The sequence below is a fragment of the Roseomonas sp. TS2 genome, assembly GCF_058833935.1.
In genome coordinates this window covers 20071-45828 of record NZ_JCACVY010000008.1, presented here as the reverse complement: position 1 = coordinate 45828, position 25758 = coordinate 20071, and the positions used below count along the sequence as shown (strand labels likewise).

Annotated in this window: 26 protein-coding genes; 10 read left to right on the top strand and 16 right to left on the bottom strand. The window is 72.6% G+C overall.

Annotated elements, in window-relative coordinates; genetic code table 11:
* Positions 1 to 107 precede the first annotated feature (107 nt).
* Positions 108 to 1034, top strand: a complete 927-nt coding sequence (locus ACZJYS_RS03205) for an alpha/beta hydrolase family protein (RefSeq protein ID WP_493175755.1) — start codon at positions 108 to 110, stop codon at positions 1032 to 1034.
* Between the two features lie 3 nt (positions 1035 to 1037).
* On the opposite strand, the gene ACZJYS_RS03200 is transcribed toward ACZJYS_RS03205, so the two are convergent.
* The 3 genes from ACZJYS_RS03200 to ACZJYS_RS03190 all read right to left on the bottom strand — a co-directional run bounded on the left by ACZJYS_RS03200 (position 1038) and on the right by ACZJYS_RS03190 (position 4795).
* Positions 1038 to 2936: a TRAP transporter permease gene (locus ACZJYS_RS03200; RefSeq protein WP_493175753.1), complete on the bottom strand. Its 1899-nt coding sequence runs from the start codon at positions 2934 to 2936 to the stop codon at positions 1038 to 1040.
* A 7-nt stretch (positions 2937 to 2943) separates the two neighbouring features.
* Complete coding sequence (locus tag ACZJYS_RS03195; RefSeq protein WP_493175751.1) at positions 2944 to 3933, bottom strand: TAXI family TRAP transporter solute-binding subunit; 990 nt, start codon at positions 3931 to 3933, stop codon at positions 2944 to 2946.
* Between the two features lie 148 nt (positions 3934 to 4081).
* Positions 4082 to 4795: a GntR family transcriptional regulator gene (locus tag ACZJYS_RS03190; RefSeq protein ID WP_493175749.1), complete on the bottom strand. Its 714-nt coding sequence runs from the start codon at positions 4793 to 4795 to the stop codon at positions 4082 to 4084.
* A 148-nt stretch (positions 4796 to 4943) separates the two neighbouring features.
* Here ACZJYS_RS03190 and ACZJYS_RS03185 point away from each other — a divergent pair, with 148 nt between their 5' ends.
* Positions 4944 to 5939: a Bug family tripartite tricarboxylate transporter substrate binding protein gene (locus tag ACZJYS_RS03185; RefSeq protein WP_493175747.1), complete on the top strand. Its 996-nt coding sequence runs from the start codon at positions 4944 to 4946 to the stop codon at positions 5937 to 5939.
* A gap of 7 nt (positions 5940 to 5946) precedes the next feature.
* Here ACZJYS_RS03185 and ACZJYS_RS03180 read toward each other — a convergent pair whose 3' ends face one another.
* The gene (locus tag ACZJYS_RS03180) at positions 5947 to 6663 is read right to left on the bottom strand and encodes a hypothetical protein (RefSeq protein WP_493175745.1); all 717 of its coding nucleotides are present in this window, start codon (positions 6661 to 6663) and stop codon (positions 5947 to 5949) included.
* A gap of 102 nt (positions 6664 to 6765) precedes the next feature.
* On the opposite strand from ACZJYS_RS03180, the gene ACZJYS_RS03175 reads away from it, so the two are divergent.
* A complete protein-coding gene (locus tag ACZJYS_RS03175) occupies positions 6766 to 7551 on the top strand; it encodes a GGDEF domain-containing protein (protein WP_379650526.1) in 786 nt (261 codons plus the stop codon).
* 14 nt (positions 7552 to 7565) lie between these two features.
* Here ACZJYS_RS03175 and ACZJYS_RS03170 read toward each other — a convergent pair whose 3' ends face one another.
* Complete coding sequence (locus ACZJYS_RS03170; protein ID WP_493175742.1) at positions 7566 to 8675, bottom strand: NAD(P)/FAD-dependent oxidoreductase; 1110 nt, start codon at positions 8673 to 8675, stop codon at positions 7566 to 7568.
* Between the two features lie 98 nt (positions 8676 to 8773).
* Here ACZJYS_RS03170 and ACZJYS_RS03165 point away from each other — a divergent pair, with 98 nt between their 5' ends.
* Positions 8774 to 9703: a LysR family transcriptional regulator gene (locus ACZJYS_RS03165; protein WP_493175740.1), complete on the top strand. Its 930-nt coding sequence runs from the start codon at positions 8774 to 8776 to the stop codon at positions 9701 to 9703.
* Here ACZJYS_RS03165 and ACZJYS_RS03160 read toward each other — a convergent pair.
* Genes ACZJYS_RS03160 through ACZJYS_RS03125 form a run of 8 tightly spaced genes read right to left on the bottom strand, consistent with a single transcriptional unit; the run spans position 9700 to position 15771 of the window.
* Positions 9700 to 10623, bottom strand: a complete 924-nt coding sequence (locus ACZJYS_RS03160) for a ribokinase (protein WP_493175738.1) — start codon at positions 10621 to 10623, stop codon at positions 9700 to 9702. The two genes, ACZJYS_RS03165 and ACZJYS_RS03160, sit on opposite strands and share 4 nt — an antisense overlap.
* A 25-nt stretch (positions 10624 to 10648) precedes the next feature.
* Positions 10649 to 11464, bottom strand: a complete 816-nt coding sequence (locus tag ACZJYS_RS03155; protein WP_109517361.1) for a transporter substrate-binding domain-containing protein — start codon at positions 11462 to 11464, stop codon at positions 10649 to 10651.
* Between the two features lie 31 nt (positions 11465 to 11495).
* Positions 11496 to 12248, bottom strand: coding sequence for an amino acid ABC transporter ATP-binding protein (locus ACZJYS_RS03150; protein ID WP_493175736.1), 753 nt, complete (start codon positions 12246 to 12248; stop codon positions 11496 to 11498).
* Positions 12245 to 12919, bottom strand: a complete 675-nt coding sequence (locus ACZJYS_RS03145; RefSeq protein ID WP_493175734.1) for an amino acid ABC transporter permease — start codon at positions 12917 to 12919, stop codon at positions 12245 to 12247. Before ACZJYS_RS03145 ends, ACZJYS_RS03150 begins: the two co-directional genes overlap by 4 nt.
* A 10-nt stretch (positions 12920 to 12929) precedes the next feature.
* The gene (locus tag ACZJYS_RS03140; RefSeq protein ID WP_109517358.1) at positions 12930 to 13613 is read right to left on the bottom strand and encodes an amino acid ABC transporter permease; all 684 of its coding nucleotides are present in this window, start codon (positions 13611 to 13613) and stop codon (positions 12930 to 12932) included.
* Between the two features lie 19 nt (positions 13614 to 13632).
* Positions 13633 to 14520, bottom strand: a complete 888-nt coding sequence (locus ACZJYS_RS03135; protein ID WP_493175732.1) for an NAD(P)-dependent oxidoreductase — start codon at positions 14518 to 14520, stop codon at positions 13633 to 13635.
* 40 nt (positions 14521 to 14560) lie between these two features.
* Positions 14561 to 15007, bottom strand: coding sequence for a ribose 5-phosphate isomerase B (gene rpiB, locus ACZJYS_RS03130; protein WP_109517356.1), 447 nt, complete (start codon positions 15005 to 15007; stop codon positions 14561 to 14563).
* Positions 15004 to 15771 (bottom strand): FadR/GntR family transcriptional regulator, encoded by a 768-nt coding sequence (locus tag ACZJYS_RS03125; RefSeq protein WP_109517355.1) that lies wholly within the window; start codon positions 15769 to 15771, stop codon positions 15004 to 15006. Before ACZJYS_RS03125 ends, rpiB begins: the two co-directional genes overlap by 4 nt.
* A 161-nt stretch (positions 15772 to 15932) precedes the next feature.
* On the opposite strand from ACZJYS_RS03125, the gene ACZJYS_RS03120 reads away from it, so the two are divergent.
* Positions 15933 to 17534 (top strand): ABC transporter substrate-binding protein, encoded by a 1602-nt coding sequence (locus ACZJYS_RS03120; RefSeq protein WP_109517354.1) that lies wholly within the window; start codon positions 15933 to 15935, stop codon positions 17532 to 17534.
* Between the two features lie 18 nt (positions 17535 to 17552).
* Here ACZJYS_RS03120 and ACZJYS_RS03115 read toward each other — a convergent pair whose 3' ends face one another.
* Entirely contained in the window at positions 17553 to 18515 is a 963-nt protein-coding gene (locus ACZJYS_RS03115; protein WP_493175730.1) for an alpha/beta hydrolase, read from the bottom strand.
* Positions 18516 to 18579: 64 nt separating this feature from the next.
* Complete coding sequence (locus ACZJYS_RS03110; protein WP_493175728.1) at positions 18580 to 19755, bottom strand: amidase; 1176 nt, start codon at positions 19753 to 19755, stop codon at positions 18580 to 18582.
* A 167-nt stretch (positions 19756 to 19922) separates the two neighbouring features.
* On the opposite strand from ACZJYS_RS03110, the gene ACZJYS_RS03105 reads away from it, so the two are divergent.
* Together ACZJYS_RS03105 and ACZJYS_RS03100 are read left to right on the top strand one after the other, a co-directional pair.
* Positions 19923 to 20795, top strand: coding sequence for a manganese catalase family protein (locus ACZJYS_RS03105; RefSeq protein WP_109517352.1), 873 nt, complete (start codon positions 19923 to 19925; stop codon positions 20793 to 20795).
* Between the two features lie 58 nt (positions 20796 to 20853).
* The gene (locus ACZJYS_RS03100) at positions 20854 to 21303 is read left to right on the top strand and encodes a DUF892 family protein (protein WP_109517351.1); all 450 of its coding nucleotides are present in this window, start codon (positions 20854 to 20856) and stop codon (positions 21301 to 21303) included.
* 49 nt (positions 21304 to 21352) lie between these two features.
* Here ACZJYS_RS03100 and olsC read toward each other — a convergent pair whose 3' ends face one another.
* Positions 21353 to 22180: an ornithine lipid ester-linked acyl 2-hydroxylase OlsC gene (gene olsC / locus ACZJYS_RS03095; RefSeq protein ID WP_493175727.1), complete on the bottom strand. Its 828-nt coding sequence runs from the start codon at positions 22178 to 22180 to the stop codon at positions 21353 to 21355.
* A gap of 324 nt (positions 22181 to 22504) precedes the next feature.
* Between olsC and ACZJYS_RS03090 the strand changes: the two genes are divergently transcribed.
* From ACZJYS_RS03090 to ACZJYS_RS03080, 3 genes are all read left to right on the top strand, one after another.
* Positions 22505 to 22819 (top strand): hypothetical protein, encoded by a 315-nt coding sequence (locus ACZJYS_RS03090; RefSeq protein ID WP_493175725.1) that lies wholly within the window; start codon positions 22505 to 22507, stop codon positions 22817 to 22819.
* Positions 22820 to 22933: 114 nt separating this feature from the next.
* The gene (locus ACZJYS_RS03085) at positions 22934 to 23092 is read left to right on the top strand and encodes a hypothetical protein (protein ID WP_493175724.1); all 159 of its coding nucleotides are present in this window, start codon (positions 22934 to 22936) and stop codon (positions 23090 to 23092) included.
* A 133-nt stretch (positions 23093 to 23225) separates the two neighbouring features.
* On the top strand, positions 23226 to 25721 hold the full coding sequence (locus ACZJYS_RS03080) for a glucose/quinate/shikimate family membrane-bound PQQ-dependent dehydrogenase (RefSeq protein WP_109517348.1): 2496 nt from the start codon (positions 23226 to 23228) through the stop codon (positions 25719 to 25721).
* The last annotated feature ends 37 nt before the right edge of the window (positions 25722 to 25758 follow it).

Sequence of the window (25758 nt, the reverse complement as noted above, 5' to 3'; positions counted from 1 at the left end):
TATCCAAGTTGCGTCAAGCGCTCCTCCCCTCGTCCTGTCTTGACCGTCGCCGTCATCCCGCCGCATGGCCAGGAGACCGGCACGCGGAGCGGGAGGGCAGGATGGGCATGGCGTCTGGGCAGGCGGGCGAGCCTCTCCGCTTCCAGGCGGCGGATGGCATGATGCTGGGCGGCCATCTCTGGCCGGCCAGGCAGCCGGTTCCGGGCCGCTCCGTGGTGGTGGTCAGCCCCGCCACCTCGGTGCGCAGCCGCTACTATGGCCGCTTCGCCGCCCATCTCGCCGGGGCCGGCTTCGATGTCGTCACCTTCGACTACCGGGGCATCGGCGAATCCCGCCCCGCCCGGCTGCGCGGCTTCCGCGCGGACTGGCGGGACTGGGGCGAGCTCGACCTGGAGGCCGCGCTGCGCCTGGCCATGGCGCGCTTCCCCGGCCGGCCGGTGGATGTGGTGGCGCATTCCATCGGCGGCTTCGCGGTGGGGTTGGCACCCTCGGCGCGGCAGGTGCGGCGCATCGTCACCGTCGGCGCGCAGTATGCCCATTGGCGGGACTACGCCCCCGCCGCCCGCCTGCCCATGCTGCTGCGCTGGCATGTGGCGATGCCGGCGCTGGCCCGGCTGCTCGGCTACCTCCCCGCCCGCCGCCTGGGCTGGATGGAAGACACCCCCGCCGGCGTGGCGCGGGACTGGAGCCGGATGGCCGCCCGCTTCGAGCACACGCTGCGGGACGGCGCCGCCCTGCCCGCCCGCTTCGCCGCCATCGGCGCGCCGATCCTGGCAATCGGGCTGGAGGACGACCCGTTCGGCACCATCCCCGCCATCGAGCGGCTGCTGGCCTATTACCGCGGCAGCGCGCGGACGCATCTGCGGCTGGCACCCAAGGATGCCGGCGTGGCCGCCATCGGCCACTTCGCCTTCTTCCACGAGCGCTTCCGGGAAACGCTGTGGCCGCTGGCCCGCCACTGGCTGGAGACGGGCGCCCTGCCCGCCGGCGCCCCCGGGCGGATCGTCCCGGGCGGGGCCGCCCGCCCGGGTTGAGGCTCAGCCCGGCGGGGCGGCGCCACGGGCCGGCAGCGGCGCCGCGGCGCGGCTGATCGTCCAGGCCAGGGCCAGCACCGCCAGCACCACGGCCAGCCGCCCCGGCGCCGGCAGCACGTGGACGAAGGCGGCGACCATCCCCGACGCCCCCAGCAGCAGGCGCAGCGGCAGGGCCAGAGGCCCGGCGAGGAAGCCGGCATAGGCCGCCGTCAGCGCCGTCAGCGCCGCCATCTGCACGCCGAAGGCGAGCAGGATGTCGGGCAGGCTGCCCTGCATCATGATGCCGGGGTCGTAGACGAAGGCGAAGCCCACGGTGAAGCCGGCGATGCCGAAGCGCGTGGCGTGCAGGCTGGTGAGCGTGGGCGGCGCCTTGGCCACCGAGGCGGCGGCGAAGGCGGCGGCCGCCACGGGCGGCGTCGCATCCGCCAGCACCGCGAAGTAGAACAGGAACAGGTGCGCCGGCAGCATGCCGACCCCCATCTCCATCAGCTGCGGCACGCCGATGGCGGCGGCGATGATGTAGGAGGGGGTGGTGGGCAGCCCCATGCCCAGCACCAGCACGGTGAGCGCCAGCAGCACCAGCAGCAGCGGCAGCGAGCCGCCGGCGATGTCCTTGATGATGCCGCCGAAGGCCACCACCATGCCGGTGGCCGTCAGCGCCGAGACGACGATGCCGGCACCGGCGATGGCCACCGCCAGCGGCGCCATGGTCAGCCCCGCCTGCACCAGGCTGTCGAAGATGGCGCGCGGCGACATGCGGCTGCGCTTGCGCAGCATGGCCACCGCGATCATCGCCATGGTGGCGCATAAGGCGGCGAAGTTGCCGCTCCAGCGCTCCATCATCAGCCAGACCAGCACGGCGATGGGCAGCAGCAGGTGGCAATCGGCCAGCACCTCCCGCCAGGAGGGGATGTCGGCCTCCGCCATGGCCGAGACGCCGAGGCGCCGCCCCTCGAAATGCACCGCCACGTAGATGGCGAAATAGTAGAGCACCGCCCCCAGCGTCGCCGCGATCAGGATCTCGCCATAGGCGATGTTGGTGATCTCGGCCATGACGAAGGCGGCCGCCCCCATCACCGGCGGCATCAGCGCGCCGCCGACGCTGGCCGCGCTCTCGATGCCGCCCGCGACCGCCGCCGGATAGCCGATCCGCTTCATCAGCGGGATGGTCATGGCGCCGGTGGTGATGACGTTGGAGACGGAGGAGCCGCTCATCGTGCCGAACAGGCCGGAGGTGATGACGGCCACCTTGGCCGGCCCCGCCGTGTAGCGCCCCGCCGCCGCGGCGCCGAGATTGCTGAACAGCCGCCCCGTGCCGCTGCCCTGCATGAAGGCGCCGAAGGTGATGAACACCGCGATGGTGGTGGCGACGATGCCGGTGAGCGGGCCATAGACGCCGCCCGCCGTGGGCACCAGCCAGGAGGCTTCCAGGATCTCCTCAAGGCTGAACACGCGGGTGTTCAGCACGCCCGGCAGGTGGTTGCCGAACACCATGTAGCCGATGCTGACCAGCACCATCACCGCGAGGCCGGGCTCCACCGCGCGCCGCGTCGCCTCCAGCAGCGTGACGATGGCGAGCAGGGCGAGCACCACCATCTCCTGCCCGAAGGGATCGACATACTCCATCCGGTCGGAGACGGCGGCGGCATTCAGCCACACCCACAGGTGCGGCGCCGCCGCCAGCGCCGCCCACAGCCAGTCGGGCGCGCTCGGCCTGTCCTTCGGGCTGCTGGCGAGGGCGGGCCACAGCAGGAAGATCGGCGGCACGAAGGCCAGCAGGTGGAAGCCGCGCATGGCGATCGGCTCGGGGAAGCCGAAGCCGCCGAAGTAGAGATGGAGTGCCACCACCCCGGCCAGCCAGGCCGGGAGGATGACGCCGAGCGGGCCGCGAAGCTGGCGCACGCCTCCTTCAGCCCTGCATCACGCCGGCTTCGCGGTAGGCGCGCTCGGCGCCCGGGTGCAGCGGCACGCCGGCATACTTCCAGGCCACGGCGGGGTCGTAGGCGCCCATCGAGGCATGGATCTGCGTCAGACGCGCGCCCTTGGCCTTGATCAGGGTGCGCGTCACCGCATAGGCCACCGGCTCGGGCAGGGTGTCGTGCACCAGGATGACGCTGTCCATGGTCGTCACCGGCACGTCGGCATCCTGCAGCGCCGGATAGGTCGAGGCGGGGATGACGCCCTGGTTGTAGGCGTAGGTGTCGATCAGGTGCTTGCGCACATCCTCGGGGAAGGCCACCAGCTTCGCCGCGCGCCGGCCCTGGCCGATCTCGGTGAGGATGGCGGCGGGCTTGGCCAGCGCCACGTAGAGGTAATCCACCTGCCCGTCGCCGAAGGCGCCGGCGATGTCGTTGTAGGAGCCGTTCAGGTAGCGGCCGCCCTCGTCGCGGATCTTCTCGGGCGAGGTGCCGCAGAACTTCAGGATGCGCTGCAGCGTCATCTCGTCGGTCGAGGAGCGCTGCGGGCAGCCGATGCGCACGCCCTTCTGCGTCAGGATCGCCTTCATGTCGGCCGGGCCGCCATCGGCGCGGCGGAGGAAGTTGTGCTCGGTGGGCGAGTAGCCGGTGCCGAGCGAGCGCAGCCGCTCATGCTTGGCCTTGTAGGGCTCCTCGCCGCGCGCGGCGGCGGCGGTGAAGGCATCGATGCCCCAGCCCATCTGGCTCTGCCCGTTGTTGACGCGCGTCGGGTTGGCCAGGCCGCCGCCGGGGACGACGCGGATCTGGATCTCGGGGTTCTCGTCGCGCACCAGGGCGGCGACGCCGGCGGCCATGGTGTACCAGCCGCCGCCCAGCGAGCCGGCCACGAATTCCAGGGTCTGCTGCGCCGCGGCGCGGCGGATGAAGGGCAGGGCGAGGGCCGAGCCGGCCAGCGCCGCGCGGCGGGAGATCCGGAAATCCATGGGAAAGCCTCCTGAGCAACTGTTTCCGCATGATGAACAGAGTTCGGAAGGCGGGGCAATCGGCGGGAGGGCGGGCACCGGCCGGCGCGGCGCCGGAAATGCCCCGGAAAGGCGCATCGCGCGGCGCGCCTGCCGGCTTGCGCGGCGCTCAGAAGAATTCGGGGAAGCGGTCGCGGATGCGCGCGAGCTCGGCGAAGGTGTTGGAGAGGTGGTCCCGCAGCAGCCGCTCGGCCTCCGCCGGCTGGCGGCGCAGGATGGCGGCGGCCAGTTCCGCGTGCTGGCGCAGCACGGCCTCGGCCTTGCCGGGGCTCGGCAGGTGCAGGCGGCGCAGCCGGTCCAGGTGCCCGCTGCGGCTGCGCACCAACTCGTGCAGCCCCGGCACGCCGGCGGCGGCGTAGAGCACGCCGTGGAAGGCCGCGTCGGCGGCGGTGAAACCATCCTCGTCGGCGCTGGCGCGCATCCGTGCCAGCTCGGTCTGCAACGCCGCCTCCAGCCCCGGCGGCGGCGCCTCCGCCAGGCGCCGCACGACCGCCAGTTCCAGCGCCAGCCGCAGGAAGCCAGCCTCGCGCGCGCTGGCGAGGTCGATGCGGGCGACGCGTGTGGCCGATTGCGGCACCACCGCGATCAGCCCCTCCTCCTGCAGGCGGATCAGGGCTTCCCGCACCGGCGTCTGGCTGACGCCGAGCCGCCGGGCGATGGCGGTGCGCGAGAGGGCGGTGCCCGGCGGCAGGGCCAGCGAGATCACCGCCGCGCGCAGCGAATCATAGGCATTGTCCGCGGCGGAGCGGCGGCGGGCCATGGGCGCCAGCGTGGCGCCGGCCTCGGGCATGTCGCGGTCCGGCGGGGCGGGAGAGAGGCGCATGGGGACAGGCTTAGCAAAGCGCCGGCCCCAGGGCCACGGAGCGCTTGACGACCAAAATCTAATATATCAGTTTGCATCCGGGCGCCGCCCTGTCGCGTGCGCCGCCCGCAATGCGTGCCGCCAATGGCACCACGAGGAGGAACTCCGCATGTCCCGCCTGTCCCGCCGTGGCCTGAGCCTCGCGCTGATGTCCCTGCTCGCCGCGCCGGCCGGGCTGGCCCTGGCGCCCTCCCCCGCGCAGGCCCAGCCGGCCTACCCGGCGCAGCCGATCCGCCTGATCGTGCCCTTCGCCGCCGGCACCTCCGACACGCTGGCGCGGCTGGTCGGGCAGGAGATGAGCAAGGCGCTGGGCCAGCCCATCGTGGTGGAGAACCGCCCCGGCGCCGGCGGCAACATCGGCAGCGAGGCCTGCGCCCGCGCGACGCCGGATGGCTACACCTTCTGCCTCGGCACCATCAGCAGCCACGCCATCAATCCCGGCATCTACCCGAAGATGCCCTATGACGTGCAGAAGGACTTCGCGCCGGTCACGCAGCTCGCCTCGCAGCCCAACGCGCTGGCGGTGAGCAACGACAACCCGGCCCGTACCCTGCCGGAGCTGATCGCGCAGCTGAAGGCCAAGCCCGGCGCGGCCAGCTACGCCACCTCCGGCGTCGGCACCTCGATCCACCTGGCCGGCTCGCTCTTCGCCCAGCTCACCGGCACGCAGATCGAGCACATCCCCTATCGCGGCAGCGGCCAGGTGACGACCGCCCTGCTGACCGGCGAGGTGCCGATGGCGTTCGACAACCTCTCCTCCGTGCTGCCCTTCGCGCGGGAGGGCAAGCTGCGCATCCTCGGCGTCACCTCCACCGGGCCGGCCGCCGTGGCGCCGGAGATCCCGACGGTCGCCAGCGTGGTGCCGGGCTTCGAGAGCCTCTCCTGGCACGGCTTCTTCGCGCCGGCGGCGACCCCGCCCGCCATCGTCGCCCGGCTGCACAAGGAGGCCGTGGCGGCGCTGCACAGCCCCGCCGTCTCCGGCCGGCTGAAGGATCTCGGCATCACCCCGGTGGGCAGCACGCCGGAGGCGTTCCGCAGCTTCGTCGCCGCCGAGACGGCGCGCTGGGCCGAGGTGGCGCGCAAGGCCAACATCCGCATCGAGTGACGCGGGCTCAGCGCCGTTTGCGGCCCCGCGCGGCCGGGGCGGCGCCCTCCTCCTCCCGCTGGTAGTCGGGCCGCAGGTCCCACACCAGCGTGGGCCAATCCTGGCGCAGGCGCAGCAGCGCGCGCCAGGGCGACCAGTCGGCCGACCAGAACTCCACCGCCATCCGGTCCGTCCGCGTGCTGCGCCCATCCTCCATGCCGGGCAGGGCGCGAACATGGCGCAGCGCCCGGGTGGTGCCCCATTGCGCCCACAGCCAGCGCCGCGCCGCCGGGTCGTCGGGCCCCAGCGCCAGGATGGCGGCGGGCACCGGCACCAGGCGGTGCAGGTCGAAGGGGCAGCCGCGGTCCGCCGCGGCGCGGGCCAGGGCGGCCTGGTGGTTGGCCGCCGCCGCATCCCGCAGGCGGCGGGAGAGGATGCGCGCCCCGGCCGGGCTGATCGCCGGCTCGCCCTCCAGCGGCGCCAGCAATTGCAGCCGCCAATCCTCCTCCATGCGCCCGAGATCCAGCACCCAGGGGATCAGCCCCGGCCCCGCCGCCGCGGCGCGGAACCGGGCCATGGCCTCGGCCGGGCCGCTGATGGTCAGGCGGTGACGCAGCCAGTCGGTATAGGGCGGCGCTGGCGAGGACATCGGCGCCGCATCGGGGGCGGCAGCCTTGTCCGGGTTCTGGCGGCTGTGCAAGGAGGCCTCCTCATCGGCTTGGCTGCGGCCCGCCTGCTTGGCCATGACCTGGCGCTCCTGGCAAGCCGCGGGACGAAAAGACAGGTCTTGGAAAGGTAACGCAAAGGTGTGCTACCAACCGGATCTCTCTCCCAGAGGGTTGTGGTCATGCGAAGCCCTCTGAGGCTGATTGTCGCCCCCCAGATCCAGGACCGGCGCGGGCTGCGCCGCTACGTGGCCGGGGCCACCGCCGCCGCCGTGGTCGCGGCGCTGCTGATGGATGTCGTCAACCAGCTCGTCTTCTTCATCGACTGGACCGCCGCACTGCGCTCCTGGGCGGTGACGATCCTCATCGCGCTGGTCGTCGCCGCGCCCATCCTCTCCTGGATCGGGCGGGCGCATCTGGCCCTCGCCGAATCGCGCCGGCAGTTCGAGCAGCTCAGCCGCACCGATTCGCTGACCGGCCTGCCCAACCGCCGCGCCCTGATGGAGGAGGCCGAGCGCGCCGGCACCGCCTGGATGGTGCTGGTGATCATCGACATCGACCACTTCAAGCGCGTCAACGACACGCATGGCCACCGCACGGGGGACGCCGTGCTGTGCGCCGCCGGCCGGCTGATGGGGGAGATGCTCGGCGAGTTCGGCCTGCTCGGCCGGCTGGGTGGCGAGGAATTCGCCCTCATCTCCACCACCCAGCCCTGCCGGCGGATGCTGGAGCGGCTGGAGGCGCTGCGCGACCGCTTCGCCGCCCGGCCGATGCTGGCCGAGGGCGCGGCCATGCGGATCACCATCTCGGCCGGTGCCGCCATTGGCGGCCAGCGCGGCTTCGACGCGCTGTATTCCGAGGCCGACCGCGCCCTCTATGCCGCCAAGCGGGCAGGCCGCAACCGGATCTGCCTCTCGGGCGAGCTGCAGGCTCTGCAGGCGGTGGAGGAGGGGCGCCCGGCCGCCTGAGCGGCAGCCGGCGCTCAGCGCCGCAACGGGTCGTAGGGCGCCAGCGGTATGTCGGCGCCGCCCTGCAACAGGTGCTGCGCCAGCAGCCGCCCGGCATAGGGGCCCATGGTCAGCCCGCCGGCACCCAGCCCGTTGCCGATCACCAGCCCCTCCACCACCGGCACCGGGCCGAGCAGCGGCTTCAGGTCCGGCCCCATCGGCCGCATGCCGATGCGCATCTCGTGCAGCGTCGCCGTCTCCAGCCCGGGCGCCACGCCCAGCGCCTGCCGCAGCACCTGCATCACGCCGCCCGCCGTCAGCCGGTGATCGAAGCCCGACCCCACCTCCCGCGTGGCGCCCACCACGATGCGGGAATCGTCGAAAGCCAGCAGGTAGTGGCTGCTCATGGGCAGCAGCACGGGCCAGTCCCGTGTCTGCTGGCCGGGCAGCAGCAGGTGCAGGATCTGGCCGCGCTGCGGCTGCACCGCCAGATCGATGCCGAGCGGCGCCAGCAGCGGCGGCGCCCAGGCGCCAGCCGCGAGCAGCACCGCATCGCCGCCGAACAGCCGCCCGCCCGCCCAAGCGCCACAGACCCGGCCGGCCTCGGTGGCCAGCCCCGTCACCACGTCCCGGTGCGCCACGGCGCCGTGCCGCTGCGCCGCGCGCAGCAGCGCCGCCGCCAGCAGCCGCCCGTCCACCCGCGCCGCGCCGCTCAGATGCAGCGCCGGCTCCCCCGGCCGCAGCGGCGGGAACAGCGCGCGCGCCTCCTCCGGCGCCAGGCGGGAGAGGGTGCCGGCCTCCGGCGCCTCCGGCAGGCGGGCGCGGATGCGCGCCTCGGTCTCCTCCAGCCCGGCTTCCTCGCCGGCGATGCACAGCGCGCCGACGCGCCGGTAGCCGAGATCCGTCTCGCCATCCTCGGCAAGCTGTGCCACCAGCGCCGGATAGTCGCGCGCGCCGCCGCCGGAGAGGCGGTACCAGTCGGCATCGATGACGCGGGAGGCCCAGGGGCAGACGATGCCCGCCCCGGCCGCCGTCGCGCGTCCCTCCAGCATCGGGTCGAGGATGACGACCTCCGCCCCGCCCCGGGCCAGATGATAGGCCGCGCTGGCCCCCAGGATGCCCGCGCCGACGACGATCACCCGCATTTCGCCTGCTCCCCTGCTGTCGCCCCGCATCCTGCGCCGAATGGCGCCCCGCGCAAGCCGGCGGCGGCGGATTGCCAGCCCGCCGACGGGGCCGCAGGATGCCGCCGCATGAGCCCCTTGCCCCGCCGATGAACCCGCGCGCGCTGCGCTACTTCCTGGCGGTGGTGCGCGCCGGCTCGGTGCGCGGCGCGGCGGAGGCGCTGCATGTGGCGCCCTCGGCGGTCAGCCGTCAGGTGGCGGAGCTGGAGGCGCATCACGGCACCGCGCTGCTGGAGCGCCTGCCGCGCGGCGTGGCCCCCACCGAGGCCGGCCGCATCCTGGCCGAGCATGCCGAGCGGCAGGCCGAGGAAGCCGCCTTCCTGGAGGACCGCCTGCGCCGGCTGCGCGGCGCGCCGCAGGGCACGGTCCGGCTGCGCTGCGGCGCCGGCTTCCTGCCCGACCTGCTGGAGAACGGGCTGGCCGGCTTCGCCACGGCGCATCCGGGCGTCGCCTACCGCGTGGCGCTCGGCACCACGGGCGAGATCCTGCGCGCCGTGGCCGAGGGGGAGGCGGATCTCGGCCTGGCCTACAACCCGCCGGCGCATGTGGGGGTGGTGTCGCGCCGCCTGGCGCCGCAGCCGCTGGCGGCGCTGCTGCCGCCGGGCCACGCTTTGGCCGAGGATGGCACGCCCCGGCCGCTGCGCGCCTTCGCCACCCTGCCCGCCGCCCTGCCGCCCGAGGACCATGGCGTGCGCCGCCTGCTGGCGCGGGTGGAGGCGGATGAGGGTTTCCGCCTCTCACCCCGGCTGGAGACGGAGGCGTTCGAGTTGCAGCGGCGCTTCGTGCGGGCGGGGCTGGGCGTCGCCTTCCTGCCCGGCTTCGCCGCGCTGGAGGAGCTGCGCGCGGGCCAGCTCGTCGCCGTGCCGCTGGCCGACCCGCTGCTGCGCCACGCGACGGCACACCTGCTGGCGCGCGCCGGCCGCCGCCTGCCCGATGCGGTGGAGCGGCTGGCAGGCTGGCTGGAAGGGCGGCTGGCGGCGCTTTCCTAGCCGGCCGCGTCCAGCGCCGCCGCGTTTGGCATGCCGGCCTGCGCGCCCGGGTGGAGGCAGGCCATGGAGGCCCCGGCGCAGGCGCGCGAGAGGGCTGGCGCCAGCGGCCTCCCCTCCGCCAGCGCGGCGGCCAGGATGCCCATGAAGGTGTCGCCGGCGCCGGTGGTGTCCACCGCTTCCACGGGCAGGGCGGCGGCCCGCAGCATCTCGCCCGCGCCAGTGAAGGCCATGGCGCCGGCCCGGCCGAGGGTGACGATGCCGGCCTCGCCGCAGCGCGTGGCGAGGCGCCGCATGGCCGCTTCCGGGTCCGTCTCCGCCTCGCCCAGCAGCGCCAGGGCGGTGAGCGCCTCGTGCTCGTTCGCCACCAGCAGGTCGGTCTCCGCCAGGAGGCTGGGCAGCAGCGCCGCCTCGGCCTCGCCCGGCGCGGGGGCGAGGTTCAGCAACACCCGGGCGCCGCGGGCGCGGGCGCGGCGGGCCACCGCCAGCGCCTCGGCCGGCGGCACCTCCATCTGCAACACCAGGACCCGCACCCCCTCCAGCAGCGCATCGGGCAGCGCCGCGCTGGAGACGGCGCGGTTGGCGCCGCTGGCCACGGTGATGGCGTTCTCCCCCGCCGCGCTGACGGTGATGAAGGCGCAGCCCGTGGGCAGGCCGACGGCGCGCACCGCCGCGATGTCCACTCCGTTCCGCGCCAGGTTGTCCAGCGCCGAGCGGCCGAAATCATCCTCGCCCACGGCGCTGGCCATGCGCACGGCGAGCGCCGTGTCTTTCCGGGCGCGCGCCGCGGCCACCGCCTGGTTGGCGCCCTTGCCGCCGAAGGAGAGGTCGTAGCGCTCCGACAGCACCGTCTCCCCGGGGCGGGGAATGGCGCGCACCCGCGCCACGAGGTCGAGATTGATCGAGCCGAAGACCAGGATCATGCCATGCCGCCCCAGGGAGTGATGCTCAGGCGCCCGTGCCGCGCATATGCTCGGGCAGCTCGGCGCCGTGGTACTTCTTGTAGATGGCGTTCAGCTTGCCGTTGCGGATGTTGGTGTCGATCCAGGCATTGACCTTCTCCATCAGCGCCGTCTCGCCCTGGCGCAGCCCCATGGCGAGGTCGAAGTTGCGCAGCACGAATTTCGGCTCGAAGTTCTTGGCCGGGATGCGCTGGCCGATCTGCGCCACCAGGGTGGCGGAGGTGGCCACCATCTCCGCCTGCCCGCTCACCGCCGCCGTCACCATCGTGGCGTCGTCGTCGTAGCGGACGACGCGGAAGCCGTGCTCGCGGGCGAGGCCGGTCAGCTCGGTGTCCTGCGTCGTGCCGCGGGTGACGGTGACGGCGCGGCCGCGCAGGTCGGCCAGGCCCTTCACCGGCAGGTCGCGCGCGCCGCCCACCACCGATTGCAGCGCCGCATACGGCTTGGAGAAGGCGACGACCTTCGCCCGCTCCGGCGTGACGGAGAGGGTGGAGATGATGATGTCGGCCTTGTTGGTCTGCACGTTCGGGATGCGGGTGGCGCCCGTGGTCTGCACGAACTCCAGCTCCAGGCCCCAATCCTGCGCCAGCAGCTTGGCCACCTCCACGTCGGATCCGATCGGCTCCATCTGCGGGCTCATCATGCCGGAGGGCGGGATGGCGAGGTCGGTGGCCACGCGGATCTTCTTGGCGCGCATGATGTCGTCGAGCTGGTCGGCGCGGGCGGGGCGGCCGCCGAGCGCGACGAGCGCGGCCAGCGCGGCGCCGCCGCCGAGGAACTGCTTGCGTGTGACGTTGCTCATTCTGGAACTCTCCCGTGTCCTGTTTGTGGAATCAGAGGCCGCTGCCGACGAACTGCCGCAGCTCGGCCGTCTCCGGCGTTTCGAGAATCGTGGCCGGGCCCGTCTCCCAGACCTTGCCGCGGTGCATGAACACGATGCGGTCGGCCACGCGTCGGGCGAAGCCCATCTCGTGCGTCACCATCACCATCGTCATGCCGCCGGCGGCGAGCTGCTCGATGACGCGCAGCACCTCCCCCGTCAGCTCCGGGTCGAGGGCGGAGGTCACCTCGTCGAACAGCATCACCTGCGGCTCCATCGCCAGGCTGCGGGCGATGGCGGCGCGCTGCTGCTGGCCGCCGGAGAGCTGCTCGGGGTAGGCATCGAGCTTGTCGCCGAGGCCCACCTGGCCCAGCACGCGGCGCGCCGTCTCGCGCGCCTCGGCACGGCGCCGTCCCTTCACCGTCACCGGCGCGAGGCAGATGTTCTCCTCGATGGTCAGGTGCGGAAACAGGTTGTAGCTCTGGAAGACGATGCCGACATCGAGCCGCAGCGCGCGCAGCGGCAGCTTCGGGTCGCTGACGCGGTGGCCGCAGACGGTGATCTCGCCGGATTCGATGGTCTCCAGCCGGTCGATGCAGCGCAGCGCCGTGCTCTTGCCGGAGCCGCTGCGGCCGATGATGGCCAGCACCTCGCCGCGCGCCACCTCGAAGGAGACGCCGTCGAGCACCTTCAGGCTGCCGAAGCTCTTGTGCACGTCGCGCAGCGCGACGACGGGGCCGGCGGAGGAGGAAGTGGGCTGGCTCATGGGGTCACCACCTGCTGCCGGCGCGCATAGCCGGTCCTGCGTTCGAGCCGCCGGCTCCAGCGGGAGAGCGGATAGCACATCGCGAAGTAGAGCAGCGCGATGATGAGATAGACGAGGAAGGGCTCGAACAGGCTGTTGTTGATGATCTGCCCGGCGCGCGCCAGCTCGACGAAGCCGACCACGGAGGCGAGCGAGGTGTTCTTGACGATCTGCACCAGGAAGCCGACCGTGGGCGGCGTGGCGATGCGCACCGCCTGCGGCAGCACCACGTAGAACATGCGCTGGGTGCGGCTCATCGCCAGGCACTCGGCGGCTTCCCATTGCGGCTTCGGCACGGATTCGATGCAGCCGCGCCAGATCTCGCCCATATAGGCGCTGACATAGAGGATCAGCGAGGCGCTGGCGGCGGTGAGCGGCGAGACGTTGATGCCCAGCGGCGGCAGGCCGAAGAACACCAGGAACATGATGACCAGCAGCGGCGTGCCCTGCACCACCTGCACATAGATGCCGGAAGCGATGCGCACGGCGCGGCTGGCGGAGACGCGGCACAGCGCCACCAGGAAGCCCAGCAGCCCGCCGCCCACCAGCGCGATGGCGGAGAGCACCACCGTCCACAGCGCGCCCTGGAGCAGGAACTGGAGATGCGAGGCGCCGAGTTGGGTCGCGATCATGGCGTCCTCCTCACAGCGGCGTGCCAAGGCGGCGGCGGCGCGGGAAGAGCAGCAGCCCCAGCCCCCAGAAGCCCAGCCGCATGACGAAGGACAGCGCCAGGTAGAACACCGCCACGGTGATGTAGGATTCGAAGGCGCGGTAGGTGTCGGACTGGATGTAGTTGGCCACCGCCGTCAGCTCCTCCGCCGAGATCTGCGAGGTGACGGAGGAGGCCAGCATCAGCAGCACGAACTGGCTGGTCAGCGCCGGATAGACGCGTTCCATCGCCGGCAGCAGCAGCACGTGCCAGTAGACCTGCCGCTGGGAGAGGCCGAGGCACTCCCCCGCCTCGAGCTGCCCGCGGGGGATGGAGTCGAAGCCCGCGCGCATGATCTCGGTGGTGTAGGCGCCGACATTGATGGTCAGCGCCAACGCCGCCACGGTGAAGGCGGAGAGCGAGAAGCCGAGGCTGGCGAGGCCGAAATACACCAGGAAGATCTGCACCAGCAGCGGCGTGTTGCGGATCGCCTCGACATAGGCGCCGCAGAGCCCGGCCAGCCAGGGCGGGCCGCTGCGCCGCCCCACGGCGCAGAGCGCGCCGAGGGCGAAGCCGAACAGCGTCGCCAGCACCGCCAGTTGCAGCGTCATCCAGGCGCCGTCCACGAACAGCGGCCAGCGCTCCCAGACGACGCCGAAATCCAGGCGGAGGTTCATGGCCGCGCCCCCATCCGGCTCAGCCCGCCGCCTGGTTCGTCATGCGGTCATAGACCTTGAACAGCGCCTGGTTGCCGTTGCCGCCCTCGCCATGCGCGCGGGCCTCGACATACTGCGTCGTCACCAGCGCGGTGCCGGGCAGCGGCACGGCCAGGGCATCGGACAGCTCGCGCACCAGGCGGAGGTCCTTCAGCATCAGGTCGATGCGGAACCCCGCCCCCGTCTCGCCGGCGATCATGGCCGGGCCCAGCCGGTCGAGCATCCAGGAGGCGGCGGAACCGCCCAGCAGCACCTCGCGCATCTGCGACAGGTCGACGCCGGCGGCACGGCCGAGCGCCAGAGCCTCGCACACCGCCTGCAGGTTGATGCCGCAGATGAGCTGGTTGCACAGCTTCACCGTCTGGCCCGCGCCGCTGCCGCCCACATGGTTGATGGTGGTGCCCATGGCCGCCAGCACCGGCCGGGCGCGGGCGAAATCCGCCGCCTCGCCGCCCACCATGATGCTGAGCGTGCCGGCCTTCGCCCCCTGCGGCCCGCCGGAGACGGGCGCGTCGAGGAAGCCGGTGCCGGCCGCCTTCAGCCGGACGTGCATCTCGCGCACGGCGGTGGGGGCGATGGTGCTCATGTCCACCACCAGCCGCCCGGCGGGCGGGTTGGCCAGCAGCCCGCCCTCGCCCAGCACCACCGCCTGCACATGCGGCGTGTCCGGCAGCATGGTGACGACGATGTCGGCGCCCGCGGCGGCCTCCGCCACGCTGGCGGCGGGCACCAGCCCCTCCGCCGCCATGGCCTGCGCCGCGCCTTCGCGCACATCGTGGCCCTGCACGCGCCAGCCCGCCTTCAGCAGGTTGCGCGCCATGTCGCAGCCCATGGTGCCGAGGCCGATGAATCCGACGGTTCCCGTCATGCCATTCCCTCCCGTGTCCGCCCCCGCCGGGGGCGGCGGATCAGTCCTCGTTTTCCATGGCGTGCAGCTTCTGCACGCGGCGCACATGGTCCTCGGTCGCGTGGAACTCGGCGGCGAGGAAGCTCGCCACCAGGTCGCGCGCCAGCCAGGGGCCGACGATCTGCGCGCCGATGCACATGACGTTCACGTCGTCATGCTCCACCGACTGGTGGGCGGAATGCGCGTCGTGGCAGACGGCGGCGCGGATGCCGCGCATCTTGTTGGCGGCGATGACGGCGCCGACGCCGGTGCCGCAGACCAGCAGGCCGCGCTCGGCGCCACCCTTCCGCACCGTGTCGCACACCGCGCGGGCGATGTCGGGGAAGTCCACCGGGTCGGGCGTGAAGGAGCCGACATCCTGCACCTCGTGGCCGAGGGCGCGGATATGGGCGATGACGTCCGCCTTCAGCGGAAAGCCGGCATGGTCGCTGCCGATGACGATCTTCATTCGGTGTTCTCCTGCGGCGCCGGGGCCCGGCGCGCCGCCTCCATGGCATTGCGGAGGCGGAATTCATGGCCGATGGCGAAATGCTCGCGCAGCGTCTCGTCCACCTGCCGCTCGTCGCGCGAGAGCAGCGCGATGTAGATGCGGCGGTGGTCCTCGACGAGATGCGCGCGCATCTCGGGGCTGACGCGCACCACCTCGCGCCGGGCGATGTGGGAGCGGGTCAGCAGGTCGCTGATGGCGCTGTAGACGCTGCGCAGCGTGGCGGAATGCGCGGCCTCGACGAGAAGCTGGTGGAAGGCGAAGTCGGCCAGGCCACCGGCCACCGGCTCGTCGATCGTCGCCTCGATCCGCGCCAGCGCCTCGCGCAGCCGGGTGAAGTCGGACTCCATGGCGCGCTGGCAGGCCAGCCGCACCGCCTGGCACTCGATGGCGATGCGTGCCTGCATCACGTCGTCGGTGATGTCGGATTGCTGCGCCAGCACGAAGGTGAAGAACTCGCCGAGCACCGAGACGTCCGGCCGGCGCACCACCGTGCCCATGCCCTGGCGGATCTCCACCACGCCGAGCATGGCCAGCGCCCGCAGCGCCTCGCGCAGGACCGGGCGGCTGACGCCGAGCTGCACGGCCAGCTCGCGTTCCGCGATGAGGCGGTCGCCGGGACGGATGGTGCCGTTCAGCAACTGCTCGCGCAGGAAGGCGAAGACCTTGTCGAAGCCCTTGGCGCCCGCCTCGTCGGGGCGGGTGATGCGCAGCGTTTCCTCCAAGCGTTCTCTCTCCGGGCCATTCGGGGGCCAACTGGTAAGACCACGGTATGGCGCCGGTCAGTGCCCGTCAAGACCAGCCAGCCATGCCTTGACCCTCCGGCGATACGCTGCCTAGCCTCCCGGCAACCGCCCAAAGACGGGGATCAGGGAAGGAATACGCCATGCAACGCCGCTCGCTCCTCCAGGGCGCCGGGCTGGGGGGTCTCGCCCTCGCCCTGCCGCCGCTCGCATCGCCCGGCCTCGCCCAGGCCTCGCGCGCCGCCACGCTGCGCTTCGTGCCGCAGGCCAACCTCACGGCGCTGGACCCGATCTGGACCTCGGCGATCGTCACGCAGATCCACGGCTACCATGTGTACGACACGCTCTACGCGGTGAACGCCGCGCAGAAGCCGCAGCCGCAGATGGCCGAGGGCCACACCGTTTCCGACGATGGCCGCGTCTGGCGCATCCGCCTGCGCGAGGGGCTGCGCTTCCACGATGGCGAGCCGGTGCGCGCGCAGGACGCCGCCGCCAGCCTTGAGCGCTGGTCGAAGCGCGACCCCTTCGGGCAATTGCTGGCCAAGGTGGTGGAGCGCTGGGGCGCCGCCGACGACCGCACGGTGGAAATCCGCCTGACGCGCCCCTTCCCGATGCTGCTGGACGCCATCGCCAAGCCGGACGCCAACGTGGCCTTCGTCATGCCGGAGCGGCTGGCGCGCACCGACGCCAACGCGCAGGTGAGCGAGGTGGTGGGTTCCGGCCCGTACCGCTTCAGGGCGGATGAGTTCGTCGCCGGCAGCCGCGCCGTCTACACGAAGTTCGACGGCTACCGGCCGCGCCAGGAAGCGCCGGAATGGGCCAGCGGCGGCAAGGTGGCGCATTTCGAGCGCGTCGAGTGGCACATCATGCCCGACCCGGCGACCGCCGCCGCGGCACTCCAGGCCGGCGAGGTGGACTGGGTCGAGCAGCCGCTGATCGACCTGCAGCCCACCCTGCAGCGCAACCGCAACATCAAGCTGGACACGCTGTTCCCCGCCGGCTTCATGAGCCTGATGCGGCTGAACCACCTGCAGCCGCCCTTCAACGACCTGAAGACGCGGCAGGCCGTGGCGCTGGCGGTGAACCAGGCCGACTACATGCAGGTGACGATCGGGCAGGACAAGGCGCTGTGGCGCGAGTGCCGCAGCCTGTTCCCCTGCGGCACCCCCTACGGCACGGAGGATCTCTCCGAGCTGACCCGGCCGCCGCGCGGCCTGGACAGCGCCAAGGCCCGGCTGGCGGAATCCGGCTACAAGGGGGAGAAGGTGGTGATCATCAACCCCACCGACTTCCCGCTGATCGGCCCGCACGGCCAGGTGACGGCCGACCTGCTGCGGCAGATCGGCATGAATGTCGAGCTGGCCGAGACGGACTGGGGCACGGTGGTGCAGCGCCGCGTCAGCCGCGAGCCGGTGGAGAAGGGCGGCTGGAGCATCTTCCACACCTATGGCTCGGCCATGGGCTATGCCAATCCGGGCGTGTCCTCGCTGGTGAAGGGGCCGGGTGCGTCGGGCTGGTTCGGCTGGTATGAGAGCCCGCGCATGGAGGCGATGATCCAGTCCTGGCTGGAAGCGCCGGACGAGGCCTCCCGCAAATCCCTGGCCGACCAGATCAACGCCCTGGCGCAGGACGATGTGGCCACCATCCCGCTCGGCCAGTTCGTCGCCCGCACCGCCTACCGCAACAACCTGAGCGGCTTCGTGCAGGGCAGCATGCCCTATCCCTGGGGCGTGCGCCGCGCCTGAGGCCGTGCCGCGCCGCGTTCAGCCCAGAACGCGGCGCAGCCAGGCCCCGGCCTGCGCGAAGGCCCGGTCGGCGGCGCCGACATGGCCGGCGGCGCGCAGGAAGCCGTGCACAGTGCCGGGGAAGGTCGCCGCCTCCACCGCCACGCCCGCCGCGCGGAGCGCATCGGCCATGGCGAGGTTCTCGCTGGCCAGCACGTCGAGTTCCGTCAGCGTCATGTGCACCGGCGGCAGGCCGCGCAGGTCGGCGCGCAGCGGCGCGGCGAAGGGGCCGTGGCGGTCCGCCTGCTGCGGCGCGTAGGCATCCCAGTAGAAGCGCATCCGCGCGCGGGTCAGGCCGTAGCCCTCGGCGAACTCCTCGTAGGAGGGCGTGTCGAGCCGGCTGTCATAGACGCCGTAGCCGAGCAGCAGGCCGCGCAGCGCCAGCTCCGGCGCCTGCTGGCGCAGCAGCAGCGCGGCGCCGAGGGCGAGGTTGGCGCCGGCGGAATCGCCGCCCAGCACCAGGCGGGTGCCATCCAGCCCCCATTCCGCGCCGCGCGCGGCCAGCTGCCGCGCCACCCCGGCACATTCCTCCAGCGCCTGCGGGAACACCGCCTCCGGGCTCAGCGCATAATCCGGCCCCAGCACGGCGCAGCCCGAGGCGGCGGCATACTCGCGCATGGTGCGGTCATGCGTGTCGATGCTGTTCCACACCCAGCCGCCGCCATGCAGATAGACCAGCACGGGCAGCTGGCCCTCGGCGCCGGCCGGCCGGTGCAGCCGGCAGGCGATGCGGCGGCCGCGCACCAGCAGCCAGATGTCGCGGCTCTCGGCCATCTCCGGGCCGCCGCCGAGGGTGAGGTTCAGCGCGTCGTTGCTGGCGCGCGCCGCGTCGAAGGGGCGCTCCAGGCGGATCGGCGGGAAGTCCTTCGCCCGCTCGTCCATCATGGCCTGGAAGGCGGCCATCTCCGGGTCCATGCGGGGGTCGGTGCGGTAATCGGGCATTGGCGGCGCCTCCTCGGTTGCGGCGGCATGGAAGCAGCCGGCGGCCGCGCCGCCAAGCCGCGCCTCAGCCGGCCAGGGCGCGCGCGATGCCGAGCAGCCGCGCATCCTGCCCCCGCCAGGCCAGCAGCGACAGGCCGACCGGACGCCCCGCCACCTGCGCCAGCGGCAGGCTGAGCTGCGGCACGCCGGTCAGCCCGGCGAAGGAGGTCAGCAGCCCGATCCGCTCCGACAGCGCATCCAGCTCCTGCAGCGGCAGGCCCAGGGGCGGCGCGGTGAAAGGCGTGGTGGGGATGCAGAGGATGGCGCCGCCTTCCAGCAGGCTGCGCGCCCGCTCCCGCACCCGGTGCCGCAGCGCGGCGGCGACGGCGATCTGCGCCTCCGTCAGGCTGGCCGCGAAGCTCAGGTTGCGCGCCACGTTGAAGGCGAGGCGCGGATTCACCGCGTCGATCCAGCCGCGGAAGGTCTGCCAGCCCTCGGCGCGCTGCAGCACGTTGCGCTGCGAGCCCCAGGCGGCCAGCTCCCCCGCCTCGCCCAGCGTCATGGCGCGCGGCGCGCCGCCGAGCAGCGCTGCCACCCGCGCCGCCTGCGGGCGCAGCGCCGCCTGCACCGGCCCGTCCGCCAGGGCAAAGGCGTCCTCCGCGAGCAGCAGGGGCGCCGGCGCCGGCTCCACCGGCGCCTCGCCCAGCAGCACGGCGCCGGCCCGCGCGAAGGTCTCCGCGTCGCGGGCGAACCAGCCGGCGGTGTCGAAGCTCGGCGCCTGGGCACAGACACCCTCGAAGGGGATGCGCCCATGGGTCGGCCGCAGCCCGTGGAGGCCGCAGAGGCTGGCGGGCACCCGCACCGAGCCGCCGCTATCCGTGCCGAGCGCGATGTCGGCCAGCCCCGCCGCCACGGCCGAGGCGGAGCCGCTGGAGGAGCCGCCCGGCAGGCAGCCGGGCGCCGCCGGGTTGGGCGGCGTGCCGCAATGCGCGTTGAAGCCCAGGATGCCAAGCGAGATCTCGCAGGTGACGGTCTTGCCCACCAGGCTGGCCCCGGCCTCGAGCAGCGCCCGCACCGCCCAGGCATGGCGCTGCGGCAGCGGCCGGCCCCGCGCCCAGTCCGGGTTGCCGGCGGCGGTCGGGTGGCCCGCCACGTCGAACAGGTCCTTCGCGGCGAAGCGCAGTCCGGCGAGCGGGCCCTCCGCGGCGCCGGCGATCTCCAGGCGTGGGCCTGGCAGGAAAGCGCCCGTCTCCGATTCCATCCGTATGTCCCCTCAGCGCCGCACCGCGCGGCGCGCGGCCGGCAGCATCACCGTCCCGCGGCCGCGCGTAAATCCAGGTAGCGCTTTCACGGGAACCTTCGCGGGGCGGCCCGTTTGCTGAGGGGCGATGCCCATGATCAGGGCCACTCGAAGCAGGGGAAATCCGCATGTACTTCCACGACAAGCGACTGCAGTATCCGGTTCGTGTCGAGACGCCGGACCCGCTTTTCGCCCGCCAGTTGCAGCAGGCGATCGGCGGCGTCGAGGGTGAGATCCGCGTCTGCCTGCAGTACTTCTTCCAGGCCTGGGGCGCGCGCGGTCCGAACACCAAGTACCGCGACATGCTGCTGCACACGGCGACGGAAGAAATCGGCCATATCGAGATGCTGGCCACGGCCGTGGCGATGAACCTCGAGACCGCGCCGCTCAGCCTGCAGGAAAGCGCCGCCGAGGCCAACCCGGTGGTGAACGCGGTGATGGGCGGCGAGCGGCCGCGGCACATCGTGGAGGGGATGCTGCAGCGTCACCTGCTGTCCACCGGCCTCGCCGCGATGCCCACCAACGCGGACGGCGTCCCCTTCGACTGCTCGCATGTCTATGCCAGCGGCAATCTGGCCGCCGACATGTACGCCAATGTCACGGCCGAGGCGACGGGCCGCACCCTGGCCGTCCGCCTCTACAACGCCGCGCATGATCCCGGCATGAAGGACATGCTGAGCTTCCTCATCGCGCGCGACACCATGCACCAGCAGCAATGGCTGGCGGCGATCGAGGAGATGGGCGGCAGCGCCGCGCTGCCGATCCCGAACAGCTTCGACCAGGCGCTGGAGCGGCAGGATTTCAGCTACGTCTTCCTGGGCACGGACGCGACGGGCGCGCCGCCGCCGGAGGGGCGCTTCACCACCGGCCCGTCGATGGACGGCAAGGCGCAGTTCAGCGTGATGCAGAACACGGCGCTGGGCGAGGAGCCGGTGCTCGGTCCGGCCCGCGCCGGGTCCGGCGCCCAGGCGGAGCAGATCGGCAAGCCGCCGGGCATGTGAGGGCTGCGCCGCAGCCCTGCCCGCAAGACGACTCCGCAACAACGACAAGGAGAGCACCATGGTCACCACCGTCGGCACCGAGAGCACCCTGCCCAAGCTGGTCAAGAACCTGCTGCTGCTCGAGCATGACGCCATCGCCGCCTATGAGCAGGTGATCGCGCGCCTCGACAACCCGGCCTACAAGCAGCAGATCGCCAGCTTCAAGGGCGACCATGACCGGCATGTGCAGGAGCTGACGCAGATGGCGAACCAGCTCGGCACCGACGCCCCCATGGAAGGCGACATGAAGCAGCTGCTCACCACCGGCAAGGTGGCGATGGCGAGCATCATGGGCGATGGCGCCATCCTGCAGGCGATGCGCAGCAATGAGGAGGACACCGTCACCGCCTATGAGCGCGCCAGCGCGCACAGCGAGGCGCCGGCGGAGGTGCGGCAGGTGTTCGAGCGGGCGCTGCAGGACGAGAAGCGGCACCGCGCCTGGATGATGGAAACCTCGCAGGCCGCCTGAGGGTGAAGACGCGGCGCCGCCCCGGCTTCCGGGCGCGGCGCCGCCCCGCTCAGTCCTTGCGGTTCCGCAGGGCCTCGGCCTCGGCGTAGAACTTCTTCTCCCACGCCTTGTGGTTGTCGAGCCCTTCGCGGATGAAGGGGGTGAACACCGCCATGTTCAGCAGCAGCCAGTTCGCCAGCCGGGCCGGGAAGCGCAGCGGCTTGACGAAATCCACGAACAGCACCACCCGGGTCTTGTCGGTGTGGTTCCACGCCTCGTGCTCGTAGGCGTCGTCGAAGATCAGCGCGCGGCCCTCATGCCAGTGGCAGACCTGCTTGTCGACGCGGATGGCGAGGCGGTCGCTCTGCTCCGGCACGATCAGGCCGAGATGCAGGCGCAGCACGCCGTTATAGGGCCCCCGGTGCGGCGGCAGGTGCTTGCCCGGCTCGAAGATCGAGAACATCGCCGTCTTGAGGCCGGGGATCTTCTGCACGATCCGCCAGGTCTCCGGGCAGCGCCGGATGTTCTCCTGCGAGGACAGGCCATAGCCGGCCAGGAAGAAGGTCTTCCACGCGCTGTCCTTGCTGATGGTCTGCACGTCGGTGGAGATGTCGTGGAAGCTCGGCAGCTCGCTCTGCCGCAGCAGCACCTGCTCCAGCTCCCGGCGGATCAGCGGCCATTCGCGCTCGATCTCGGCGGCCCAGGGGAAGGTGGCGTTGTCGTAGACGGGCGGGTTGCCGACCTTGGAACAGCGCAGGTTCAGCCGCTCCGCCGCCGCGACGATGCCCATGAAGAAGCGCGTGGTCGCGCTCGGGCGCTCCAGGGGCGCGATGTTGGCGGTGCCGAAGGTCTGCTGGGGTGCCTCCTGCCGCGCCGCCGCGGCCGGGTCGTGAGTCATGCGGTCGGTCCTTCGTGTCTGGCGTGCCCCGGTGGACGGGGGCGGGCGCTCCGGGCCGCAAATGAAGGCGGCCGGCGCTTCCGTGTCAAAGGACCTTTCCCTCCCGGCCGGTCAAGGGGTGGCGCGCCGCGCGCCATGAAATCTGCGGCAGACGGTAGCCAGAAGCCGGCAATGCTGCGCATCTTGCCGCCGGAGGCGGGCGGTATCCGGTCCTCCATCGGGCCGCGGCCTGGTGGCGGCCGGTTCGGCCCGGGGCACAGGTGCCCAGGGGGCGGGTCGGCCCCGCACCGCAAGCAACCCACCAACGCTGGAGACAGAACTGCCATGTTCACGCTGGAAATCGCCGGCCGGCCCATCGCCGTCATCGGGGCGGATGAGGAGGAGGCCCGCGACATCGTGGAAAGCGAGGCCTTCCAGGCCGACCTGCGCCGCCTGCTGCACGATGCCACGCCGCTCTGGGACGGCCAGGCCGCCCTCACGCTGCGCCCCGCCACGGAGGAGGAGGCCGCCGACTTCCAGTCCGACGAGGGCGAGGACGAGGAGGAGGAGGACGAAGAGGATGAGGATGAGGACGACGAGGACGCCCTCGAGGTGATGTTCCTGGTGCCGATCAACGACCCGGACGAGCCGGAGGCCTGAGGCCTGAGGCACCGCCGCGCGGCCCCGGCCGCGCGGCTCCCACTGCTTGACCTGCGTCAAGGCCGCGCGGCCGATGCTGGCGCAGGATGGTCCTGTTTCGGGAAAGGCCGTGCCATGGGGCTTGTCGTGCGCGTGATTCTGCTGCTGGGTGGCGCGCTGGCCACGCTGCTGGTCGGACGCGAGGCGGAGAACTACCCGGTGGTGCAGGCCATGATGGGCCTGCTGGCGGCGGCGGCCGCGCTGGTGGCCTTCGTGCTGCTACGCCGCCGCTGAGGCTTCGCCCGCCGCTTCCCCGGCGCCGAAAAGCCACCCTTCCAAGGAACGAAGTTCCCTCGCCTGGGTTCACAAGCCAGGGTGGCGTCGCGCTTTGTGCGGCCGGCGCCCCGTCATGGAACCTGGGTGCATCATGCAGACATCGCGCACATCATCATCGGGCTGGGCGCCACGGCTGCTGGCCATCCTCCTGGCGCTGCTCGGCCTGGCCGCCCTGGGCGGCGGGCTCTGGCTGATCGTCCTGGGAGGCTCCTGGTATTATTCGCTCGCCGGTGCGGCGATGCTGGGCACGGCATGGCTGCTCTGGCGCCGGCGGCCGGCGGCCCTCCTGCTCTACGCCCTGCTGACCCTGGCCACGCTGGTCTGGGCGGTGTGGGAGGCCGGGCTCGACTGGTGGCCGCTGGCGGCGCGCGGCGACGTGATCTTCGTGCTCGGCGCGCTGCTGCTGACCCCGTGGGTGACGCGGGCCCTGGGCGAGCCGGGCGAGGCGCGCCGCGTCAGCGCGCTGCGCGGCAGCGGGCTGGCGCTTTCGGTGGTGCTGGTGCTGGCCCTGGGCGTCGCCGGCGCCGCCCTGTTCAACGACCCGCACCGCATCGAGGGCCGCCTGCCCGAGGCGCGCGCGACGCTGCCGCCCGAGGCCCGCACCATCCCCGAGGGCGAGTGGCACGCCTATGGCCGCACCGGCATGGGCCAGCGCTATTCGCCGCTGGACCAGATCACGCCGCAGAACGTGGACAGGCTGGAGGTGGCCTGGCAGTACCGCACAGGCGACATCCCCGGCCAGCCGGGCGACCCGGTGGAGACCACCTTCCAGGTGACGCCGCTGAAGGTGGGCGGGCGGCTGTATCTCTGCACCCCGCATCAGAACGTCATCGCCCTCGATGCCGATACGGGGCAGGAGATCTGGCGCTACGAGCCGAAGATCCGGGACGGCTTGGCACTGCAGCACCTGACCTGCCGCGGCCTGTCCTACCACGACCCGGCCGCCTACCCGGCGGGCGCCGCCGCCGCCACAGCGCCCGAGGGGGCCCGCCCGGCGATGGAGAACACGGCCGCCACCTCCGTCTCCGTGCCCGCGGCCACCGAAGGGGCGCGCGGCGTGGACAACTGCGCGCGCAAGCTCTTCATGCCGACCGCCGACGGCCGGCTGATCGCGCTGGACCCGGAGACGGGCGGCGTCTGCACCAGCTTCGGCGAAGGCGGCCAGATCAACCTCTGGGCCAACATGCCCAACCCCAATCCAGGCGGCTACTACTCCACCTCGCCCGTGGTGGTGACGCGCAACCTCGTCATCGTCGGCGGCACGGTGCTGGACAATGTCTCGACCCGCGAGCCCTCCGGCGTCATCCGCGCCTTCGACGTGAACAGCGGCGGGCTGGTGTGGAACTGGGATTCCGGCAACCCGGAACAGACCGAGCCGCTGCCGGCCGGCCAGACCTATACGCCCAACTCGCCCAACAGCTGGTCGATCTCCAGCGTCGACGAGGCGCTGGGCCTGGTCTATGTCCCGATGGGCAACCAGCCGCCGGACCAGTGGGGCGCCAACCGCGACGAGGACAGCGCCCGCTATTCTTCCGCCGTGGTGGCGCTGGAGCTGGCGACGGGGCGGGTGCGCTGGGTGTTCCAGACCGTGCACCACGATCTGTGGGATTACGACGTGCCCTCGCAGCCCAGCCTGCTGGACCTCACCGTCAACGGCCGGCGCGTGCCGGCCCTGGTGCAGCCCACCAAGCAGGGCGAGCTCTACGTGCTGAACCGCGAGACGGGCGAGCCGGTCCTGCCGGTGACCGAGCAGCCCGTCCCGCAGGGTGCCGTGGAGGGCGACCGCACGGCGCCCACCCAGCCCGTCTCCCGCCTCTCCTACGATCCGCCGCCGCTGACGGGCGCCGACATGTGGGGCGCCACGCTGTTCGACCAGCTCGCCTGCCGCATCCAGCTCCGCCGGCTGCGCTACGAGGGGCGCTACACCCCGCCCTCGCTGCAGGGCTCGCTGGTCTATCCGGGCAATTTCGGCGTGTTCAACTGGGGCAGCGTCGCGGTGGACCCGGCGCGGCAGGTGGCCTTCACCACCCCCGCCTACCTCGCCTTCATCTCCCGCCTGGTGCCGCGGCACGACGACACCACGCTCTACGTGCAGGGCAGCAACCGGCCGGATGGCAGCCTGCCGGCGCTGAACGAGAATTTCGGCGCGCCCTACGCCGTGCAGCTCTATCCCTTCACCTCCGCCCTCGGCCTGCCCTGCCAGGCGCCGCCCTGGGGCTACGTGGCCGGCGCCGACCTGACCACGGGCGAGATCGTCTGGAAGCACAGGAACGGCACGACGCGGGATGCCGCGCCGGTGCCCCTGCCGTTCCGCATGGGCGTGCCGAACCTCGGCGGGCCGATGGTCACGGCCGGCGGCGTCGCCTTCCTCTCCGGCACCATCGACTACTATGTGCGGGCCTATGACGTGACGGATGGCCGCCAGCTCTGGGAAAGCCGCCTGCCGGCAGGCGGGCAGGCCACGCCGATGACCTATCGCGGGCGGGACGGGCGGCAGTACCTGCTGGTCGTGGCCGGCGGGCATGGCTCGCTCGGCACCAAGACCGGCGACCACGTGATCGCCTACGCGCTGCCGCGCGGGTCATGAAAAAAGGGCGGGGGGATCGCTCCCCCCGCCCCTTCCA

What these genes read in the sequence shown, in the direction of transcription:
- ACZJYS_RS03110 (WP_493175728.1), bottom strand. Translation starts at nt 19,755, where the DNA reads ATGGAATCGGAGACGGGCGCTTTCCTGCCAGGCCCACGCCTGGAGATC.
- ACZJYS_RS03160 (WP_493175738.1), bottom strand. Translation starts at nt 10,623, where the DNA reads ATGATCCTGGTCTTCGGCTCGATCAATCTCGACCTCGTGGCGCGGGTG.
- rpiB (WP_109517356.1), bottom strand. Translation starts at nt 15,007, where the DNA reads ATGAAGATCGTCATCGGCAGCGACCATGCCGGCTTTCCGCTGAAGGCG.
- ACZJYS_RS03195 (WP_493175751.1), bottom strand. Translation starts at nt 3,933, where the DNA reads ATGGATTTCCGGATCTCCCGCCGCGCGGCGCTGGCCGGCTCGGCCCTC.
- ACZJYS_RS03170 (WP_493175742.1), bottom strand. Translation starts at nt 8,675, where the DNA reads ATGCGGGTGATCGTCGTCGGCGCGGGCATCCTGGGGGCCAGCGCGGCC.
- ACZJYS_RS03085 (WP_493175724.1), top strand. Translation starts at nt 22,934, where the DNA reads ATGGGGCTTGTCGTGCGCGTGATTCTGCTGCTGGGTGGCGCGCTGGCC.
- ACZJYS_RS03145 (WP_493175734.1), bottom strand. Translation starts at nt 12,919, where the DNA reads ATGATCGCGACCCAACTCGGCGCCTCGCATCTCCAGTTCCTGCTCCAG.
- olsC (WP_493175727.1), bottom strand. Translation starts at nt 22,180, where the DNA reads ATGACTCACGACCCGGCCGCGGCGGCGCGGCAGGAGGCACCCCAGCAG.
- ACZJYS_RS03150 (WP_493175736.1), bottom strand. Translation starts at nt 12,248, where the DNA reads ATGAGCCAGCCCACTTCCTCCTCCGCCGGCCCCGTCGTCGCGCTGCGC.
- ACZJYS_RS03115 (WP_493175730.1), bottom strand. Translation starts at nt 18,515, where the DNA reads ATGCCCGATTACCGCACCGACCCCCGCATGGACCCGGAGATGGCCGCC.
- ACZJYS_RS03140 (WP_109517358.1), bottom strand. Translation starts at nt 13,613, where the DNA reads ATGAACCTCCGCCTGGATTTCGGCGTCGTCTGGGAGCGCTGGCCGCTG.
- ACZJYS_RS03135 (WP_493175732.1), bottom strand. Translation starts at nt 14,520, where the DNA reads ATGACGGGAACCGTCGGATTCATCGGCCTCGGCACCATGGGCTGCGAC.
- ACZJYS_RS03080 (WP_109517348.1), top strand. Translation starts at nt 23,226, where the DNA reads ATGCAGACATCGCGCACATCATCATCGGGCTGGGCGCCACGGCTGCTG.
- ACZJYS_RS03180 (WP_493175745.1), bottom strand. Translation starts at nt 6,663, where the DNA reads ATGGCCAAGCAGGCGGGCCGCAGCCAAGCCGATGAGGAGGCCTCCTTG.
- ACZJYS_RS03090 (WP_493175725.1), top strand. Translation starts at nt 22,505, where the DNA reads ATGTTCACGCTGGAAATCGCCGGCCGGCCCATCGCCGTCATCGGGGCG.
- ACZJYS_RS03155 (WP_109517361.1), bottom strand. Translation starts at nt 11,464, where the DNA reads ATGAGCAACGTCACACGCAAGCAGTTCCTCGGCGGCGGCGCCGCGCTG.
- ACZJYS_RS03205 (WP_493175755.1), top strand. Translation starts at nt 108, where the DNA reads ATGGCGTCTGGGCAGGCGGGCGAGCCTCTCCGCTTCCAGGCGGCGGAT.
- ACZJYS_RS03100 (WP_109517351.1), top strand. Translation starts at nt 20,854, where the DNA reads ATGGTCACCACCGTCGGCACCGAGAGCACCCTGCCCAAGCTGGTCAAG.
- ACZJYS_RS03165 (WP_493175740.1), top strand. Translation starts at nt 8,774, where the DNA reads ATGCCGCCGCATGAGCCCCTTGCCCCGCCGATGAACCCGCGCGCGCTG.
- ACZJYS_RS03185 (WP_493175747.1), top strand. Translation starts at nt 4,944, where the DNA reads ATGTCCCGCCTGTCCCGCCGTGGCCTGAGCCTCGCGCTGATGTCCCTG.
- ACZJYS_RS03105 (WP_109517352.1), top strand. Translation starts at nt 19,923, where the DNA reads ATGTACTTCCACGACAAGCGACTGCAGTATCCGGTTCGTGTCGAGACG.
- ACZJYS_RS03175 (WP_379650526.1), top strand. Translation starts at nt 6,766, where the DNA reads ATGCGAAGCCCTCTGAGGCTGATTGTCGCCCCCCAGATCCAGGACCGG.
- ACZJYS_RS03190 (WP_493175749.1), bottom strand. Translation starts at nt 4,795, where the DNA reads ATGCGCCTCTCTCCCGCCCCGCCGGACCGCGACATGCCCGAGGCCGGC.
- ACZJYS_RS03120 (WP_109517354.1), top strand. Translation starts at nt 15,933, where the DNA reads ATGCAACGCCGCTCGCTCCTCCAGGGCGCCGGGCTGGGGGGTCTCGCC.